This is a genomic window from Devosia sp., assembly GCF_035944845.1.
GTDB lineage: Bacteria > Pseudomonadota > Alphaproteobacteria > Rhizobiales > Devosiaceae > Devosia_A.
In genome coordinates this window covers 1-15848 of the sequence record NZ_DASZAW010000036.1, presented here as the reverse complement: position 1 = coordinate 15848, position 15848 = coordinate 1, and the positions used below count along the sequence as shown (strand labels likewise).

Below are 15848 nucleotides of genomic sequence, written 5' to 3'. Positions count from 1 at the left end.
GTGGCTCGGCACAATGGCGAACTGGTGCAATGGAACGATGAGCGCGGCTTCGGCTTCATCGCCGGCGACGATGGCAGACGCAGCTTCGTCCATATCAGCGACATCGGCCGGATCGCGACGCGACCCCGTGCCGGCGATCGCGTATCCTTCACGCTCGGGCGCGGCATCGACGGGCGGCCGGCTGCCAAGGAGGTGAAGATCGCCGGAGCCAACCCGCTCAACGTGGAAGCGAGGCGACGCGGCGCCCCAACACCCACCGCACCGAGCATTGGCGGGCGTGGGGTAGCAGCCGGCAGCATCGTGGCGCTCGGCCTCGCCGATTACCTACTTGGTCGAGTGCCCGTCTGGCTGCCCATCGCATACCTGGTGCTGGGGGCGGTCAGCATCGCGGTCTACTGGTTCGACAAGCGGGCGGCCGAAGCGGACCGGTGGCGGGTGACAGAGAAAAGCCTCCATCTCATCGACGCGATCGGCGGCATTGCCGGTGGGCTTGTCGCGCAGCAGCTGCTCCGCCACAAGACCAGCAAGCAGGGCTTTGTCGCGGTGACCGTGCTGATCGCCATCATGCACCTTGCGGTGCTGGCGAGCCTCGGCCTCGGGTGGTGGACACTCGCCGATATCCTGCCTAGCGGTTGACTGTGACGGCATCGGCAATTACTAAAGCTGCGACTTAAGTGAGGTCCGCCATGGACGATCTTGCGCCCGCGCCCGATCACCGGTTCGATATCGTCACCAGCCGCGTGCTGAACGCCCCTCCGACGGCGGTGTTCGCCGCCTTCGCCGATCCACAGGTGCTGTCGTGCTGGTGGGGACCCAAGGGGTTTCGCGACACCATCCATGCCTTCGATTTTCGCGTCGGCGGCATCTGGCGGCATACGCTGCACAATCCGGACGGCCGCGACCATGACAACGAGGCCCGCTTCACCGTCATCGAGCCGGACTCCCGCGTCGAATACGAGCACAACTCCGGCAAGTATATCACGCTGAGCTTCAGGCCGGCGCCAGGTGGCAAGACGCTGTTCTCGCTCGGAATGACGTTCGAGAGCGCCGAGGCGCAGCGCGCGGCGCGAGAGCTGGTCAGCCGCTCCAATGACGAGAATATCGACCGGCTGGCAGCGGTCCTGAGGCAGTAAGGGCGGGCAGACCTGCTCCCCTCCCCCTCGAGGGCAGGGAGTGGGGGTCAATCGGTGATCACAGAACTACCCCCCTCAGTCCCTCCCCATGGGGAGGGACGCCGACGGCCGGCGCGCGAGCTCTAGATCAGCTTGCCGAAGAACGTCCTGATGTCCTCGACCAGGAGGTCGGGCGCGTCGGTAGCGGCGAAGTGGCCGCCGGTGGGCATTTCGGTCCAGTGCACGATGTTGTTGGCGCGCTCGGCAAAACTTCTGACCGAGCGGAAATCCCAAGGGAACACCGCGACGCCGGTCGGCGTGTCGTTGCGGGCTTCGCGGTAGCCGGAGCCGGAGCGCACGTCCTCGAGATAGATATTGCCGGCGGAGCCGCCCGAGGCGGTGAACCAATAGATCGAGACGTGCGCGAGGTACCGGTCGCGATCGACATACTGCACGCCCTCGCCTTCGAAGCCGAAGAACAGCTCGGTATTCCAGGCCAGTTGTCCGATCGGCGAATCGACGAGGCCATAACCGAGCGTGCCGGGGCGCTTGGACTGGATGTCCTGATAGCCGTTGTATTTCGAGAACTTGTCGAGGTTGGCGAAGCCTTCCTTCTCGAAGGCACTGAGCTTCTCCATCTCGCCCGCGGCGCCGGTCGGGAAGGCGAAGATCTGCTGCAGGTGGGTACCGACGAGGCCGTCGGGCGCGAGAATGCCGAGCTCCTTGCCGACGAGCGAGCCTATGTCGCCGCCCTGCGCGCCGTAACGGGTATAGCCGAGGCGCTTCATCAAGGCGTCCCAAGTCTTCGCCACTTTGGCAGTATCCCAGCCCGGCTCGGCAAGCGGTGTCGACCAGCCGTAGCCGGGGAGCGAGGGGATCACCAGGTCGAAGGCCAGCGCCGGGTCGAGGCCGTGCGCCCGCGGGTCGCTCAGCGGCCCGATCACCTCGAAGAACTCGAGGACGGTCGAGGGCCAGCCGTGGGTAAGGATCAACGGGAAGGCGTTGGGTTCCTTCGACTTGATGTGGAGGAAGTGGATGGTCTGGCCGTCGATCTCGGTGCGGAATTGCGGATAGGCATTGAGCCGCGCCTCCCAGGCGCGCCAATCGAACTGGTTCAGCCACTGGTCGGCCAGCTCCCTGATGAAGGCCACAGGCTGCCCGCGGCTCCAGTCGGTGGTGGTGGCATGCGGCCAGCGCGCCATAGTCAGGCGCTCCCTGAGGTCAGCGATCTCGTCGTCGGACACCTGAACCTTGAACGGGGTGATGGTCATTTCGTCTGCTCCGGTTGCATGGGAAACCAAGGCGCCGAGCGCCGGGACGACTGCCGCCGCAGCTGCGGCCTTCAAAAAGCTCCTGCGATCCAGATCGGTCATCGTCGGCTCCTCAGTCACGCGGGACCACCATGGCCCGGCGTCTGAGGAGACCTTCCGCCTACCCTGCTGACAGGGCGTGGCAGCAGCGTTATCCGGTTGTTACGAAAGCAAAGTCCCCGCTCTGGGCGGGGATTTTTGGAGGTCACGGCCAGGGTCGTCCACACGCCGGGACCTCAGCCCGGCTGGCTCGCCCAGTCCGGGTGCCGTCGCGCCCATTCCTCCCGCCATTCCCTGGCGAGTTGCAGGCGGCGGCGGCCGTAACGTTGCTCGGTTTCGGCGGCCGAGACGATACGGTCGGTGCGGAAGTTGCGGAAGGCTTCGCGCATGCAGCACCAGCCGGCGACGATCTGCTTGCCTTCGTAATAGGCGAGCTGCACCGGCCAGATGTCGCGCTCGGACTGCCTGCCGCTCTCGTCGGCGTAACCGATATGCAGTGCCTTCTCGTTGCGCATGGCGGCACGGACCAGCCCGAGCACCGGGGTCGGCTCTTGCGGGCCGCGCATCAGCACCGGCCAGAGCCCGGTATCCTTGATGCGGTCGCGCAGGTCGTCGGGCGAGGCGGTGGCGATCTTGGCGAGGGCGTTTTTCGCCGCACCGGCAAGGCCTGCATCAGGCTGCGCCTCTACCCAGCGGCCGCCCAGCACCAGTGCCTCAAGTTCCTCGGGGGTGAACATCAGCGGCGGCAGGAAGAAGCCCGGCCTCAGCATATAGCCCACTCCGGCCTCGCCATCGATCGGCGCGCCCAGCCCGATAAGCGTCTGCACGTCGCGATAAAGCGTGCGGACGGAGACCCCCTGCTCCTCTGCCAGCGCGGCTGCCGTAACCGGGCGGCGGTGGCGGCGCAGCGCATCCATGACGGCAAACAGGCGTTCAGTCTTATCCAAGCAAGCATCTCCCGAGGTCCCTGGTTCTAGCCAGTTTTTTGGCCTGCCGCACCATGCGAAGCGTGAGCGGTGGCCGCGCTGACGGCCACCCCACTCGAGCGCTAGCTGCGTCGGGTGATTTCCCGATGGAACGCCCGGATGTCACCGGCCAGCACGTCAGGCACCTCCAGCGCCGGAAAATGCCCGCCCTGCCGCGCGTCGTTCCAATGAATGAGGTTCTGGAGATTCCTTTCACCCCAGGCGCGCGGCGCCGGCAGGTCGCTTTCGGCGGGTACCAGCACGCCTTGCAACACGCCGTGCGTCGGCATGGGCGCGAGCAGTTCCTGATCGGCGAAGGCTTCCTTGTAGAGCCGGACCGAGGAGCCGATCGTTTCGGTGAACCAGTAAACCGAGAGCAGCGTCGCCAGCGTCTCGAATGGGAAGACGCTCTCGACATCGCCACCGGTATCGCCCCAGTGGTGGAACTTCTCGATGATCCACGCCGCAAGGCCGGCGGGCGAATCGTTGAGCCCCACCGCCAGCGAGGTCGGCTTGGTACCGTGCAGCAGCGCGTAGGCGCCCTCGGCGAAGCCGGAGTAGTCGACCCGCTTGAAGTACTCGACTTCCTCCGCCGTAAGCTCAGGCGGCCGCGGATACCCAGAAAACACGTTGCAGTAATGTGCGCCGAGAAGGCGCTCCGGGTAGTGACGCACCAGCCCCAGCACTGCGCCGCCGCCGAGATCCGAGCCCGACACGAGGAAACGGGAATAGCCGAGTTGCCCCATGAGTTCGGCCCAAAGATGCCCGATCTGCGTCAGGTTCATGCCCTTCTTCCGGGGCCGGCTGGAAAAGCCGTAGCCGGGCAGCGAAGGGATGATCACGTCGAACGACACACCGTCGGTCTCGGCGGTCAGCCGGTCGACCAGCGGCAGCAGCTCGACGAAATTGCTTGGCCAGCCATTGGCGAGAAGCAGCGGCACCGGGCTGGCGCCCTTGCCGCGCACGTGGACGAAATGCACCGTCTCGCCATCGACCAGATCGGTGAACTGGGGGGTGCGATTGAGTCGCGCCTCGGCAGCGCGCCAATCGAACTCAGTCCCCCAGTAAGCGACGAAGCGGCGAAGGAAGGCGAGGCTGGTGCCATAGTCCCAGCCGGCATCCTCGACTTCATCGGGAAAGCGGGCGTGCTGCAGCCGGCTCCTGAGTTCGGCAATTTCAGTGTCGGCAATGGCGATGGTGAACGGGGTCATGCAGTCGTCTCCACATTGGGTGCCCAAAGACGAATGCCTGATGCCTGCTGCCAGATGGTGTCAGCAGTCTGCGCGCTGGCCGGAGCTGTTGCGCTGGAGGCGGGCAAACGGCGATGATGGCGCCGAACTGGAGCGTCGCAGTGGATCAGATGGTTTTCTGGGTGGCGAGCGCCGCCGGATTGGCGGTCGCCTATCTCCTGGGCGCAACCCCCTCCGGCTATCTTGCGGGAAAGCTGCTCAAGGGCATCGACATCCGGCAGCACGGCTCGGGATCGACCGGCGCCACCAACGTGTTGCGCATACTGGGCAAAGGGCCGGCCGCGGCGGTGCTCGCACTGGATGTGCTGAAAGGCGCGGCGGCCGTCACGTTTGCCGGCTGGCTGACGCAATGGCTGTCATCGGTTGCGGTGGCGGCCGATCTCGAGCGAACCAGCCTGCTGCCCTGGGCCATCTGCTTTGCCGGCCTTGCCGCGTTGCTGGGGCATAGCCGCTCGATCTGGCTCGGTTTCACCGGCGGCAAATCCGTGGCGACGGGCCTGGGCGTGTTGCTGGCGCTGTCATGGCCAGTCGGCCTCGGCGCGCTGGCGGTGTTCGGCGTAGCGCTGGCCGCGTCGCGAATCGTCTCGCTCAGCTCGGTGCTGGCGTCGTCGGCGGCGATCGCCCTGGTCCTCGTGCTCGAGCAACCGCTACCCACTCGCCTGCTGGTGATCGCCGGCGGCATCTATGTGATCGTGCGGCATCGGGCGAATATCCGGCGGCTGCTGGCCGGCACCGAGCCGCGGCTGGGGCAGTCGTCGAAGGCGGGCCCCTAGAGCACTCCACGATTGGGCTGCACCGGCGAAACTGCTCGGGCTCGGCGCTAGACACACCCACCGGCTGTCATCGTGGTTGGGGTGATTTCAGTGTGTCAGCACGACCACGGCGCGCCATTAGGACGACCCATCGGCTCTCACTCGCGGGGATGACACCGCGGGCGGCTCGTCCGAACATGAAACGCCTGAGCTCAGGTCTTCGCCAGCGCCGCACCCTTGGTGGCAAGGCCGGCGAACACCGTCCAGTTGCGCTGCGTCATGCGGGCGCCGAGGCGCTTTTCGATGTTGAGTTTCGTCGTGCTGATGCCCTTGGGATAAGCGACGATCAGCTGGGCGCCGACCGTCGCCAGGAGTTCCGGCCCGTCCCAACCGCCGAGCGGCGTCCAGTCGGGGGCTTTGTGGAAGGAGCAGATGCCGAGTTCGTGCGGGCGCTCGGCCGCCACCTCGGGGAACGGGTTGGCCGCAACCACCGCGGCCATATCCTTCGGCTTGACCACGAACACCTCGTTGGCCGGGCCGAGACCGAAACTATCGACCGCACCCTGGACGAGCTTCCGCACCGCGACGAGCGTCTGAGGGGAACGAAGGATGATGTTTCCGGTATTGCCGATGGTCGAGACATCGTCGAGGCCGGCGGCGGCGCAGGCATCGCGCAGCGCCGCCATCTTCATTTTGGCATGCGTCACCGGGCCGATTGCGCGAATCAGGGCGACGTAGGCCGCCATCAGGCGATCTCGATATCGACGCGGTGGCTGTAGTCGCGGCCCGGCCCATAGATGGTCGAGGGGAAGTGCGGGTGGTTCACCGCATCCGGCAGATCCTGGTCTTCGAGGCAGAAACCGCAATGGTTGCCGTAGTGCTTGCCCTCGGCGCTGACATCGGTGGTCACCGAGTTGTAGACCTGCAGACCCGGCCGGTCGGAATAGAGCTTCAGCGTCAGCAACTTATCCGGCCCGGTGACCACGGCCACCGGATCCTCGAAGCGACGGTCGGTATTGAGCACCACGTTACCGTCATAGTCGATCGGCTTGCCGGCAGCGTCGCGCATGGTGCGCCCCTGGCGGAAATCCCAGATGGTGCCATCGACCGGCAGGATGGCGCCGGTGGGGATCAGCGGGCCGCCGAGTTCGGTGTAAGCGGCCGCATCGATCTTGAAGCTGTGGTCGAGCGCATCGGCGCCGGTGCCGAGGTTGAAGTACTGATGCTGCACCACGTTGATCGGGGTGCGGCGGTCGGCCGTGGCGCTCAAGTCCAGCCGTAGCCGGTTGCCGGTCAGCGTGTAGGTGGCGGTGAATTTCACATTGCCGGGAAAGCCCATGGCGCCATCGGGCGAATCAAGGGTGAAGCGCACGGCATTGTTGGAGCTGTCGGCCTCGCCATCCCAAACCAATCGGCCGATGCCCTCGGGCCCACCATGCAGGGTGTGGCCGACGAAGTTGGTCTTCAATTGATAGGTCGTGCCGTCGAGGGTGAACTTCGCATCCTTGATGCGGTTGGCGACGCGGCCGGCAAGCGAGCCGAAATAGGGCGAATGGGCGGGATAGCTGTCGAATTTGTCGTAGCCGAGCACCACCGAGCGGAGGCCGCCGGCGACCGGCACGCGCCAATCGCGCACCACTACGCCCCACGAAATGATGTCGACTTCGACCCCGGTGGCGCTTTTCAGCTTGAACTGCTCGACCCGCTTGCCATCGAAGCTGCCGAACTCTTCCACCGCGACGCTCATTGCCGTTATCTCCTCTTTCGTGCGACGGGTTGATAACCGCAATCGTCACCAAGCGGAAGTCTGAGCGGAAACTGGGGAGGGGGAGGCGATGGACGAAGTGAAGCGGCGGGCCACCGTGCACGACGTGGCGCGCGAGGCCGGCGTGTCGCTGGCGACGGTGGATCGCGTGCTCAACGGCCGGCCCGGCGTGCGTACCGAAACCGCCGACAAGGTGGCCGAGGCGATCAAGGCGCTCGACTTCCGGCGCGACCTGTCGGCGTCACTGCTGGCGCGGGCGCGCGACCTCGGCGTCACCTTCCTGATTCCCGATGGCCGCAATGAATTCATGCTGGGACTGGTCGACGCCATTGCCCGACGCGCCCGCACCACCAAGGGCGAGCGCATCTCGATCACCACCAGACTGGTGCATGCCTTTGATCCGACGGCACTGGCGAGCGCACTCGGTGGCCTCGACCCCAAAAGCTGCGACTGTGCGGTGGTGGTTGCCACCGAAGACGACAAGGTGCGCCGCGCCATCGACCAGGCGTCGCGCCGCGGCATCGCAGTGGTGACGCTGGTTTCCGACCTGCCCGGCTCGGCCCGCCGGCATTTCGTCGGCATCGACAATGTCGCGGCAGGGCGCACTGCCGCCTCGCTCATCGGCCGCTTCTGCCCGGCAGGTGGGATCGGTCTCATCGCCGGCTCGCTCAGCCTCGCCGACCACCACCAGCGCCGCGAGGGTTTTGAGGCGGTGCTGCGCACCGAGTTCCCCGGCCACGAAATCGTCGGTCCGTACGAGGGTTTTGACGATGACCTGAAAACCGAGGCTGCGGCGATCGAACTGCTGAAGCAACCGCTCACCGGCATCTACAACATGGGGGGTGGCTATGCCGGGTTGCTCAGGGCGCTGGAGCGCAGCGGCAAGACCGGCAAGGTGCGCGTCGTGGCGCACGAACTGACCGAAGCGACCCGCATCGGACTCGCCAGCGGCGCCATCGACGTGGTGATCGACCAGAACCCGGATGGCGAAATCGCCGCGGCGCTCGCCGTGGCCCGCGCCCTGGCGCTGGGGCAGGATGTCGAGCGGCGCCCCGCCCCCATTGAAATCGGTCTCTATCTGCGCGACAATCTCCCCAGAGGGTAATCCATCATAACGACGCCCCGGGAGGACTACGGCATGTTGCGTATGCGCAGTCTTGAGGTACGTGCCTCATGACTTATCTCGGCATCGATATCGGCACGTCCGGCGTCAAGGCGCTGCTCATCGACCGGGCCGGGCAGCCGCTCGGCGAAGCCACCGCCAAAGCGGTCGAGCCGACCCGCCCGCATCCGGGCTGGTCCGAGCAGAACCCGGCCGACTGGTGGAACGCCACGCTCGAGGCGATCGACAAGCTGTCGAAGGCGCATCCGGCGGAGATGGCGAAAGTCCGCGGCATCGGGCTTTCGGGCCACATGCATGGCGCGACGCTGCTCGACAAGAACGACCAGGTGCTGCGCCCCTGCATCCTCTGGAACGACGGCCGCTCGGCCGCCGAATGCGCCGAAATGGAAGCGGCGCTGCCGCGCCTGCGCGACATCGCCGGCAATATCGCCATGCCGGGTTTCACAGCCCCCAAGATCGCCTGGGTCCGGAAGCACGAGCCGGAGATCTATTCAAGGATCGCCAAGGTGCTCTTGCCCAAGGCCTATATCCGGCTGCTGCTGACCGGCGAGCATATCGAGGAAATGTCGGACGCCTCGGGCACGCTGTGGCTCGATGTGGGCCAGCGCGACTGGTCGGACGAACTCCTGGCGCTCACCGGCCTCAATCGCTCGCACATGCCGCAACTGGTTGAAGGCTCCGCCGCCTCCGCGAAGCTGAAGCGCGAGTTCGCCAGCCGCTGGGGCATGGCCGATGATGTCGTGGTGGCCGGCGGCGCCGGTGACAATGCCGCGGCGGCCTGCGGCATCGGCGCCATCCAGCCGGGCGAAGGTTTCGTATCGCTCGGTACCTCCGGCGTGCTGTTCGTTTCGAACGATCGCTTCCGTCCCAACACCCAGGGCGCAGTACACGCGTTCTGCCACGCGATCCCCGACACCTGGCACCAGATGGGGGTGATCCTCTCTGCCACCGACAGCCTCAACTGGCTGGCAAAGATCACCGGCCAGGACCCGGCAAAGCTCGCCGGCGCCGCCGAGGCCGGGTTCAAGGGACCGGGCGAGGAGATTTTCCTGCCCTATCTCTCGGGCGAACGCACCCCGCACAACAATGCCGCGGCGCGCGGCAGCTTTGCCGGCCTCAGCCACTCCACCGATGCGGCGCTGCTCGCGCAGGCAGTGATGGAAGGCGTCGCCTTTGCCTTTCGCGATTGCCAGCGCGTGCTCAAGGACGCCGGCACCGAAATGGGCCAGTTGCTCGCTGTCGGCGGCGGTTCGAAATCCGAGCTGTGGCTGAAGCTCATCGCCACCAATCTCGATGCCGAGATCGCGCTGCCGGAAGACGGCGATTTCGGCGGTGCGTTGGGCGTCGCCCGGCTGGGGCTCTGCGCCGCCGAGGGCGCCGACCCCGCCGAGATCATGACCATGCCGGCGATCAAGCGGGTGATCAAACCCGACGCCGGCCTGAAGACTGCCTATGCCGAGCAATATGCGCGCTACCGCGCCCTCTACCCCGCCATCGAGGAGGCCCGTAAGTGACTGATTTCTTCAAGGGACTGAAGCCCGTCAAGTTCGAAGGACCGGCGTCCAGCAACCCGCTCGCCTACCGGTTCTACAACAAGGACGAACTGGTGCTGGGCAAGCGGATGGAAGATCACATCCGGCCGGCGGTTGCCTACTGGCATACCTTCGCCTGGGAAGGCGGCGACCCGTTCGGCGGCCGCAGCTTCGACCGGCCGTGGTACGACAAGGGCCTCGAGGGCGCCAAGATCAAGGCCGATGTCGCCTTCGAACTGTTCGACCTGCTCGATGCGCCGTTCTACTGCTTCCACGACGCCGACGTCGCCCCCGAGGGCGCGACGCTGAAGGAGAGCAACAAGAACCTCAGGACCATCACCGACATCTTCGCCAAGAAGATGCAGAGCTCGCGCACCAGGCTGCTGTGGGGCACCGCGAACCTGTTCAGCAACCGCCGCTATATGGCGGGCGCCGCCACCAACCCCGACCCCTATGTGTTCGCCTATGCGGCCGGGCAGGTGAAGGAGATGCTGGAGATCACCCATGAGCTGGGTGGCGCCAACTATGTGTTGTGGGGCGGCCGCGAGGGCTACGAGACACTGCTCAATACCCGCATCAAGCAGGAGCAGGACCAGGCGGCGCGCTTCCTGTCGCTGGTCATCGAGCATGCCAAGAAGATCGGCTTCAAGGGGCAGCTGCTGATCGAGCCCAAGCCGCAGGAGCCGACCAAGCATCAGTACGACTACGACGTCGCAACGGTGTACGGGTTCTTGAAGACCTACGGCCTCGAGAAGGAGGTCAAGGTCAACATCGAAGTCGGCCACGCCTTCCTCGCCGGCCATAGCTTCGAGCACGAACTGGCGGTGGCCGGCGGGCTCGGCATTCTCGGCTCGGTCGATGCCAACCGCAACGATCTGCAGTCGGGCTGGGACACCGACCAATTCCCCAACAACCCCGGCGAGATGGCGCTGGCATTCTACCAGATCCTCAAGGCCGGCGGCCTGGGCAAGGGCGGCTTCAATTTCGACGCCAAGGTCCGGCGCCAGTCGATCGAACCGGTCGATCTGCTCTATGGCCATGTCGGCGGGCTCGATGTGCTGGCTCGCGGCCTCAAGGCGGCCGCCGCCATGATCGAGGACGGCACCTTCGACAAGGCACAGGACGTCCGCTACGCCGGCTGGAACGAGAAGGGCGCCGCCGCGATGCTGAAGGGCGAACGCACGCTCGAGCAGATCGCCCAGTGGGTGGAAGCCGACAACATCAACCCCGAACCCCGCTCCGGCCAGCAGGAATATCTCGAGAACCTGGTGAACCGGTTCGTGTGAGCCCCAGCCTCACCCTCCCCCTTGCGGGGAGGGTGGCGCAGCTCGGGAGCGCAAGCGACCTAGCGTAGCCGTGGTGGGGGGAGCGTCGCGCTGTGCCCGCCTCTCACCCCCACCCAGCGCCGCTAGGCCTTCGGCCAAGCTTTGCTACCTCCCCCGTCGAGGGGGAGGTGATCCTGACTGAAACACCCGAGTACGAACATGCCCACAATCCGCAATCCGATCCTCCCCGGCTTCAACCCCGATCCCTCGATCCTCAGGGTCGGCGATGACTATTACATCGCCACCTCCACCTTCGAGTGGTACCCCGGGGTCCAGATCCATCATTCGAAGGATCTGGCCAACTGGGAGCTGGTGACCCGGCCGCTGAGCCGCAAGTCGCAGCTCGATATGCGTGGCGATCCGGATTCGTGCGGCGTGTGGGCGCCCTGCCTCAGCCATGACGGCGAGCAGTTCTTCCTCATCTACACCGACGTGAAGCGCAAGGACGGCTCGTTCAAGGACGCGCACAACTACCTCGTCACCGCGCCTTCGATCGAAGGGCCGTGGTCCGACCCGGTCTACATGAACTCCTCGGGGTTCGACCCCTCGCTGTTCCACGACACCGACGGCCGCAAGTGGTTCGTCAACATGCTATGGGACCATAGGACCCGGCCGCTGCTGTTCGCCGGCATCGCGCTGCAGGAATACGACCATCAGCAGCGAAAGCTCGTCGGGCCGATCAAGAACATCTACCAGGGGACCGACCTGAAGCTGGTCGAGGGCCCGCATCTCTACAAGCGCCGTGGCAAGGACGGGCGGCCCTGGTATTACCTGCTGACCGCCGAAGGCGGCACCGGATACGAACATGCCGTCACCTTCGCGCGCTCGCGCAACATCGACGGGCCGTACGAGACGCATCCGATCAAGCACATCCTCACCGCCAAGGATGCGCCGCTCAACCCGGTGCAGCGCGCCGGGCATGGCGATATCGTCGAGACGCCCGACGGCAAGACCTTCCTCGTGCACCTGATGGGTCGGCCGACAACGCAGAAGCGCCGCTGCGTGCTCGGCCGCGAGACCGGCATCCAGGAGGCCTATTGGGGCGCCGATGACTGGCTGTGGGTGAAGAACGGCCCGGTGCCGTCGCTCGAGGTGGAGATCCCCGGCACGCGCGACGACAGCGGCTACTGGGCCGAGCAGCGCTACGCGTTCGAGACGCTGCACCCGGATTTCCAGTGGCTCCGCACCCCCGACACCGAGCGCATCTTCAAGCTCGGCGACAACAAGCTGACGCTGTTCGGGCGCGAGTCGATCGGCAGCTGGTTCGAGCAGGCGCTGGTCGCCAGGCGGCAAACGCATTTTTCCTACGATGCCGAAGTGACGCTCGATTTCGCACCCGTCGATGAGCGGCAGTTTGCCGGGATAACCGGCTATTATGGCCGCTACAATTTCCACTACCTGACCGTCACCGCGCATTCGGATGGCAAGCGGGAGCTCTTGATCATGAGCTCGCTCGCCAGCCATCCGGATGGCAAGCTCAGCTATCCCGCCGCCCCGGTGCCGTTACCGCAGGACGGCCCGGTGCGTTTGAAGATCGAGATCCGCGGGCCGAAACTGCAGTTCTTCTACGCGGCGGGCGATGCCAGGGCCGCCGGCAACTGGCAGCCGGTCGGCGGCACGCTCGATGCATCGCTCCTCTCCGACGAATGCGGAGGCCATGCCGAGCATGGCAGCTTTACCGGGGCATTCGTCGGCATGGCGGCATCGGATCTGAATGGGACGGCGAAGGAAGCGGTGTTCTCGGATTTCGTGTATCGGCCGGTGCGGGATCCGAGCGATCGGTATTGAGGGTCGCTGCGGGGCCGGTGCGGGCTGACCCCCACCCCTGTCCCCTCCCCCTGAAGAAGGGGAGGGAGACCCTCTCACGGACATCGAGGCTGTCGTCTCCCGCCCCCTTCTTAGGGGGAGGGATCAAGGGTGGGGGTCAGCTCGCGCCGGCTCCTCACTGTGGACCGCGCCCCCGACTCAGTTGCCCGCTCCCCCCAAACCCCCTAACGTCCCGGCCTCCCTGTACTTGCTGCCGAGCCGATGGACCAAGCGCCCTATTCTGCCCCGAGTGCCGTCGAGAGCGCGCCCATCACGCCGATGATGTCGCAGTTCCTCGAGATCAAGGCGGTCAACCCGGGGTACCTGCTGTTCTACCGGATGGGCGACTTCTACGAGATGTTCTTCGAGGACGCCGAGATCGCCAGCCAGGCGCTCGGCATCGTCCTCACCAAACGCGGCAAGCACCAGGGACAGGACATCCCGATGTGCGGCGTGCCGATCCATGCGGCGCAGGACTACCTCAAGAAACTGATCGGGCTGGGCCATCGCGTCGCCATCTGCGAGCAGGTGGAAGACCCGGCGGAAGCCAAAAAGCGCGGTTCGAAATCGCCGGTAAAGCGCGACGTGGTGCGTCTCGTCACACGCGGCACCATCACCGAGGATGACCTGCTGCCAACGCGCGGCTCGGCTTATCTCGCGGCGCTGAGCATGGTGCGGCACGGCGAAACCGATTTCGCCCTGGCCTGGGCCGATGTCTCGACCGGCGAGGTCGCGGTGCTCGACGTCTCGGCCATCGCGCTCGGCGATGAACTGGCGCGCATTGCCCCGGCGGAGCTGCTGCTCACCGAAGCCACACTCGCCACACTGTCCAGCGCCAAAGTCCCGTTGCCCGACGCGGCGCTGGTCAACCTCGATACCGGGGCCTTCGACAGCGAACTCGCCAGCAAGCGGATTGCCGCCGCCTTCCCCGCCGGCGAAGTCGACCCCACCGCCTATTCGCGCGCCGGGCGTGCGGCACTGGGGGCGCTGCTCGACTATATCAGGGACAGCCAGAAGGGTGTGCCGGTGGCGCTCCGCCCACCCGCGGCCGAGCGACTCAGCGCCCACATGGCAATCGACGCCGCAACCCGCGTGTCGCTCGAGCTGCTCGAAACGCAACGCGGCCAGGAGAAGGGTTCGCTCCGGCACGAGATCGACCTCGCCGTCACCCCGCCCGGCTCGCGCCTCCTTGCCCGCCGGCTGGCGGCGCCGCTTTGCGACGCGAACCAGATCAATGCCCGGCTCGATGCGGTCGAGTGCCTCGTCGCGGATGGCCTCCTCAACCAGCGGCTGCGTGGCGAGCTGAAGTCGGTGCCCGACCTGACCCGGGCGCTGACCCGGTTGGCGCTGGGCCGCGGTGGCCCGCGGGACCTCCGCGCCACGGGCGGCGCCATTGCTGCCGCCATTGCGCTCGCGGAGCGCCTCCTAACGCTCGATCGGCCGCCGGCCGAACTCCGGTCGATCGCGGCTCGCCTCGCCGATGCGCCGGCGGCGCTTGCGGCAGAGCTGGCGGCGGCGATCGACGAGGAACCACCGCCGCTCGCTCGCGACGGCGGCTTCGTCAAACGCGGCTATGATGCACCGCTCGATGCGGAGCGGGCGCTGGCGTCGGAAACCCGCGCCGTGGTCGCGGCGCTGCAGGCTCGGCTGATCGACGAGACCGACGTCAAGTCGTTGAAGATCCGCCATAACGGCGTGCTCGGCTATTTCGTCGAGGTGCCCGCCGGGCATGGCGGGAAACTGCTCGAAGCGCCGCATCGCGACACCTTCATCCACCGCCAGACCATGGCCAATGCCATGCGCTTCACCACCGCTGAGCTGGCCGAGCTCGAGGGGCGCATCGCCAAGGCGCATGACGCCTCGCTCGCCATCGAGGCGACGATCTTCACCCGGCTAGCCGATGCCGTCGCCGCCGAGAACACCCGGCTCCGCGCCATTGCCGATGCGCTGGCCGAACTCGATGTCGCGGCGGCGCTGGCGCAACTGGCGATGACCCGCAATTTCTGCCGTCCGACCATCGACGACAGCCTCGCCTTCTACATCGAAGGCGGCCGGCATCCGGTGGTCGAAAGCAATGTGCGAGCCCAGCACGAGGTGTTCGTCGAGAATGGCTGCGATCTCACCGGCGGGGCGCTGTGGCTGGTCACCGGCCCGAACATGGGCGGTAAATCCACCTTCCTCAGGCAGAACGCGCTGATCGCCATCCTTGCGCAGATGGGCAGCTACGTACCAGCGTCGGCAGCGCATATCGGCGTTGTCGACCGGGTATTCTCGCGCGTCGGCGCCAGTGACGATATCGGCGGCGGCCGCTCGACCTTCATGGTCGAGATGGTCGAAACTGCCGCCATCCTCAACCGCGCCACGCAGCGCTCGCTCGTCATCCTCGACGAGATCGGCCGCGGTACCGCCACCTTCGATGGGCTCTCCATCGCCTGGGCGGCCGTTGAAGCGCTGCACGACCAGACCGGCTGCCGCGCCCTGTTCGCGACGCACTTCCATGAGATGACGGCACTCTCGAAGACCCTCTCGCGTGTCTCCAACCACACCATGAAGGTGCGCGAGTGGGAGGGGGAAGTGGTGTTCCTGCACGAAGTGGCCGACGGCGCGGCCGATCGCAGCTACGGCATCCAGGTGGCGAAACTCGCGGGCCTGCCAGAATCGGTGCTGGCCCGGGCCCGCCAGGTGCTGGGCGTGCTCGAACAGCGCTCTTCCGGCGGAAAAGCCGTCGTGCTAGACGATCTGCCGCTCTTTGCGCATCAACCGCCCACGAAGGCGGCCGTTAATCCCATCCATGACATGCTCGATCAGGTGCGCCCCGACGACCTTACGCCCCGCGCGGCCATCGACCTGATCTACGAGCTTAAGAAAATCCGCGATGCAGCTCGCCGAAATTGACGCCCGACCGCGA

General features: G+C 66.2%; 13 protein-coding genes. 8 read left to right on the top strand and 5 right to left on the bottom strand.

What is annotated here, in order from left to right:
- Complete coding sequence (locus VGV07_RS06130; protein ID WP_326867807.1) at positions 1 to 636, top strand: DUF1294 domain-containing protein; 636 nt, start codon at positions 1 to 3, stop codon at positions 634 to 636.
- A 50-nt stretch (positions 637 to 686) separates the two neighbouring features.
- Positions 687 to 1133: an SRPBCC domain-containing protein gene (locus VGV07_RS06125; RefSeq protein ID WP_326867806.1), complete on the top strand. Its 447-nt coding sequence runs from the start codon at positions 687 to 689 to the stop codon at positions 1131 to 1133.
- A 122-nt stretch (positions 1134 to 1255) separates the two neighbouring features.
- Here VGV07_RS06125 and VGV07_RS06120 read toward each other — a convergent pair whose 3' ends face one another.
- The 3 genes from VGV07_RS06120 to VGV07_RS06110 form a co-directional block, all read right to left on the bottom strand.
- Entirely contained in the window at positions 1256 to 2485 is a 1230-nt protein-coding gene (locus VGV07_RS06120; protein ID WP_326867805.1) for an epoxide hydrolase, read from the bottom strand.
- A 173-nt stretch (positions 2486 to 2658) separates the two neighbouring features.
- Positions 2659 to 3369, bottom strand: a complete 711-nt coding sequence (locus VGV07_RS06115) for a YafY family protein (protein WP_326867804.1) — start codon at positions 3367 to 3369, stop codon at positions 2659 to 2661.
- 101 nt (positions 3370 to 3470) lie between these two features.
- Complete coding sequence (locus VGV07_RS06110; protein WP_326867803.1) at positions 3471 to 4598, bottom strand: epoxide hydrolase; 1128 nt, start codon at positions 4596 to 4598, stop codon at positions 3471 to 3473.
- A 149-nt stretch (positions 4599 to 4747) separates the two neighbouring features.
- On the opposite strand from VGV07_RS06110, the gene plsY reads away from it, so the two are divergent.
- Positions 4748 to 5410 (top strand): glycerol-3-phosphate 1-O-acyltransferase PlsY, encoded by a 663-nt coding sequence (plsY, locus tag VGV07_RS06105; RefSeq protein ID WP_326867862.1) that lies wholly within the window; start codon positions 4748 to 4750, stop codon positions 5408 to 5410.
- A gap of 191 nt (positions 5411 to 5601) precedes the next feature.
- Here the strand turns inward: plsY and VGV07_RS06100 are convergent, their stop codons facing one another.
- A complete protein-coding gene (locus VGV07_RS06100) occupies positions 5602 to 6135 on the bottom strand; it encodes a DUF1697 domain-containing protein (protein ID WP_326867802.1) in 534 nt (177 codons plus the stop codon).
- On the bottom strand, positions 6135 to 7136 hold the full coding sequence (locus VGV07_RS06095) for an aldose epimerase family protein (protein ID WP_326867801.1): 1002 nt from the start codon (positions 7134 to 7136) through the stop codon (positions 6135 to 6137). Before VGV07_RS06095 ends, VGV07_RS06100 begins: the two co-directional genes overlap by 1 nt.
- 88 nt (positions 7137 to 7224) lie before the next feature.
- Here VGV07_RS06095 and VGV07_RS06090 point away from each other — a divergent pair, with 88 nt between their 5' ends.
- From VGV07_RS06090 to mutS, 5 genes are all read left to right on the top strand, one after another.
- Positions 7225 to 8259: a LacI family DNA-binding transcriptional regulator gene (locus VGV07_RS06090; protein ID WP_326867800.1), complete on the top strand. Its 1035-nt coding sequence runs from the start codon at positions 7225 to 7227 to the stop codon at positions 8257 to 8259.
- A 68-nt stretch (positions 8260 to 8327) separates the two neighbouring features.
- Positions 8328 to 9791 carry a xylulokinase gene (gene xylB / locus VGV07_RS06085; protein ID WP_326867799.1) on the top strand — a complete coding sequence of 488 codons (1464 nt, stop codon included), beginning with the start codon at positions 8328 to 8330 and terminating at the stop codon, positions 9789 to 9791.
- Entirely contained in the window at positions 9788 to 11095 is a 1308-nt protein-coding gene (gene xylA / locus VGV07_RS06080; protein WP_326867798.1) for a xylose isomerase, read from the top strand. The genes xylB and xylA overlap by 4 nt, the downstream gene beginning before the upstream one ends.
- A 198-nt stretch (positions 11096 to 11293) precedes the next feature.
- Positions 11294 to 12922 (top strand): glycoside hydrolase family 43 protein, encoded by a 1629-nt coding sequence (locus VGV07_RS06075; RefSeq protein WP_326867797.1) that lies wholly within the window; start codon positions 11294 to 11296, stop codon positions 12920 to 12922.
- A 240-nt stretch (positions 12923 to 13162) separates the two neighbouring features.
- Positions 13163 to 15835: a DNA mismatch repair protein MutS gene (mutS, locus tag VGV07_RS06070; protein ID WP_326867796.1), complete on the top strand. Its 2673-nt coding sequence runs from the start codon at positions 13163 to 13165 to the stop codon at positions 15833 to 15835.
- Positions 15836 to 15848: the final 13 nt, after the last annotated feature.

Bases quoted from the DNA above. Each gene is read 5' to 3' on its own strand.
- VGV07_RS06125 (WP_326867806.1), top strand. From the start codon at position 687: ATGGACGATCTTGCGCCCGCGCCCGATCACCGGTTCGATATCGTCACC.
- VGV07_RS06120 (WP_326867805.1), bottom strand. From the start codon at position 2,485: ATGACCGATCTGGATCGCAGGAGCTTTTTGAAGGCCGCAGCTGCGGCG.
- VGV07_RS06110 (WP_326867803.1), bottom strand. From the start codon at position 4,598: ATGACCCCGTTCACCATCGCCATTGCCGACACTGAAATTGCCGAACTC.
- plsY (WP_326867862.1), top strand. From the start codon at position 4,748: ATGGTTTTCTGGGTGGCGAGCGCCGCCGGATTGGCGGTCGCCTATCTC.
- VGV07_RS06100 (WP_326867802.1), bottom strand. From the start codon at position 6,135: ATGGCGGCCTACGTCGCCCTGATTCGCGCAATCGGCCCGGTGACGCAT.
- VGV07_RS06095 (WP_326867801.1), bottom strand. From the start codon at position 7,136: ATGAGCGTCGCGGTGGAAGAGTTCGGCAGCTTCGATGGCAAGCGGGTC.
- VGV07_RS06090 (WP_326867800.1), top strand. From the start codon at position 7,225: ATGGACGAAGTGAAGCGGCGGGCCACCGTGCACGACGTGGCGCGCGAG.
- xylB (WP_326867799.1), top strand. From the start codon at position 8,328: ATGACTTATCTCGGCATCGATATCGGCACGTCCGGCGTCAAGGCGCTG.
- VGV07_RS06075 (WP_326867797.1), top strand. From the start codon at position 11,294: ATGCCCACAATCCGCAATCCGATCCTCCCCGGCTTCAACCCCGATCCC.
- mutS (WP_326867796.1), top strand. From the start codon at position 13,163: ATGGACCAAGCGCCCTATTCTGCCCCGAGTGCCGTCGAGAGCGCGCCC.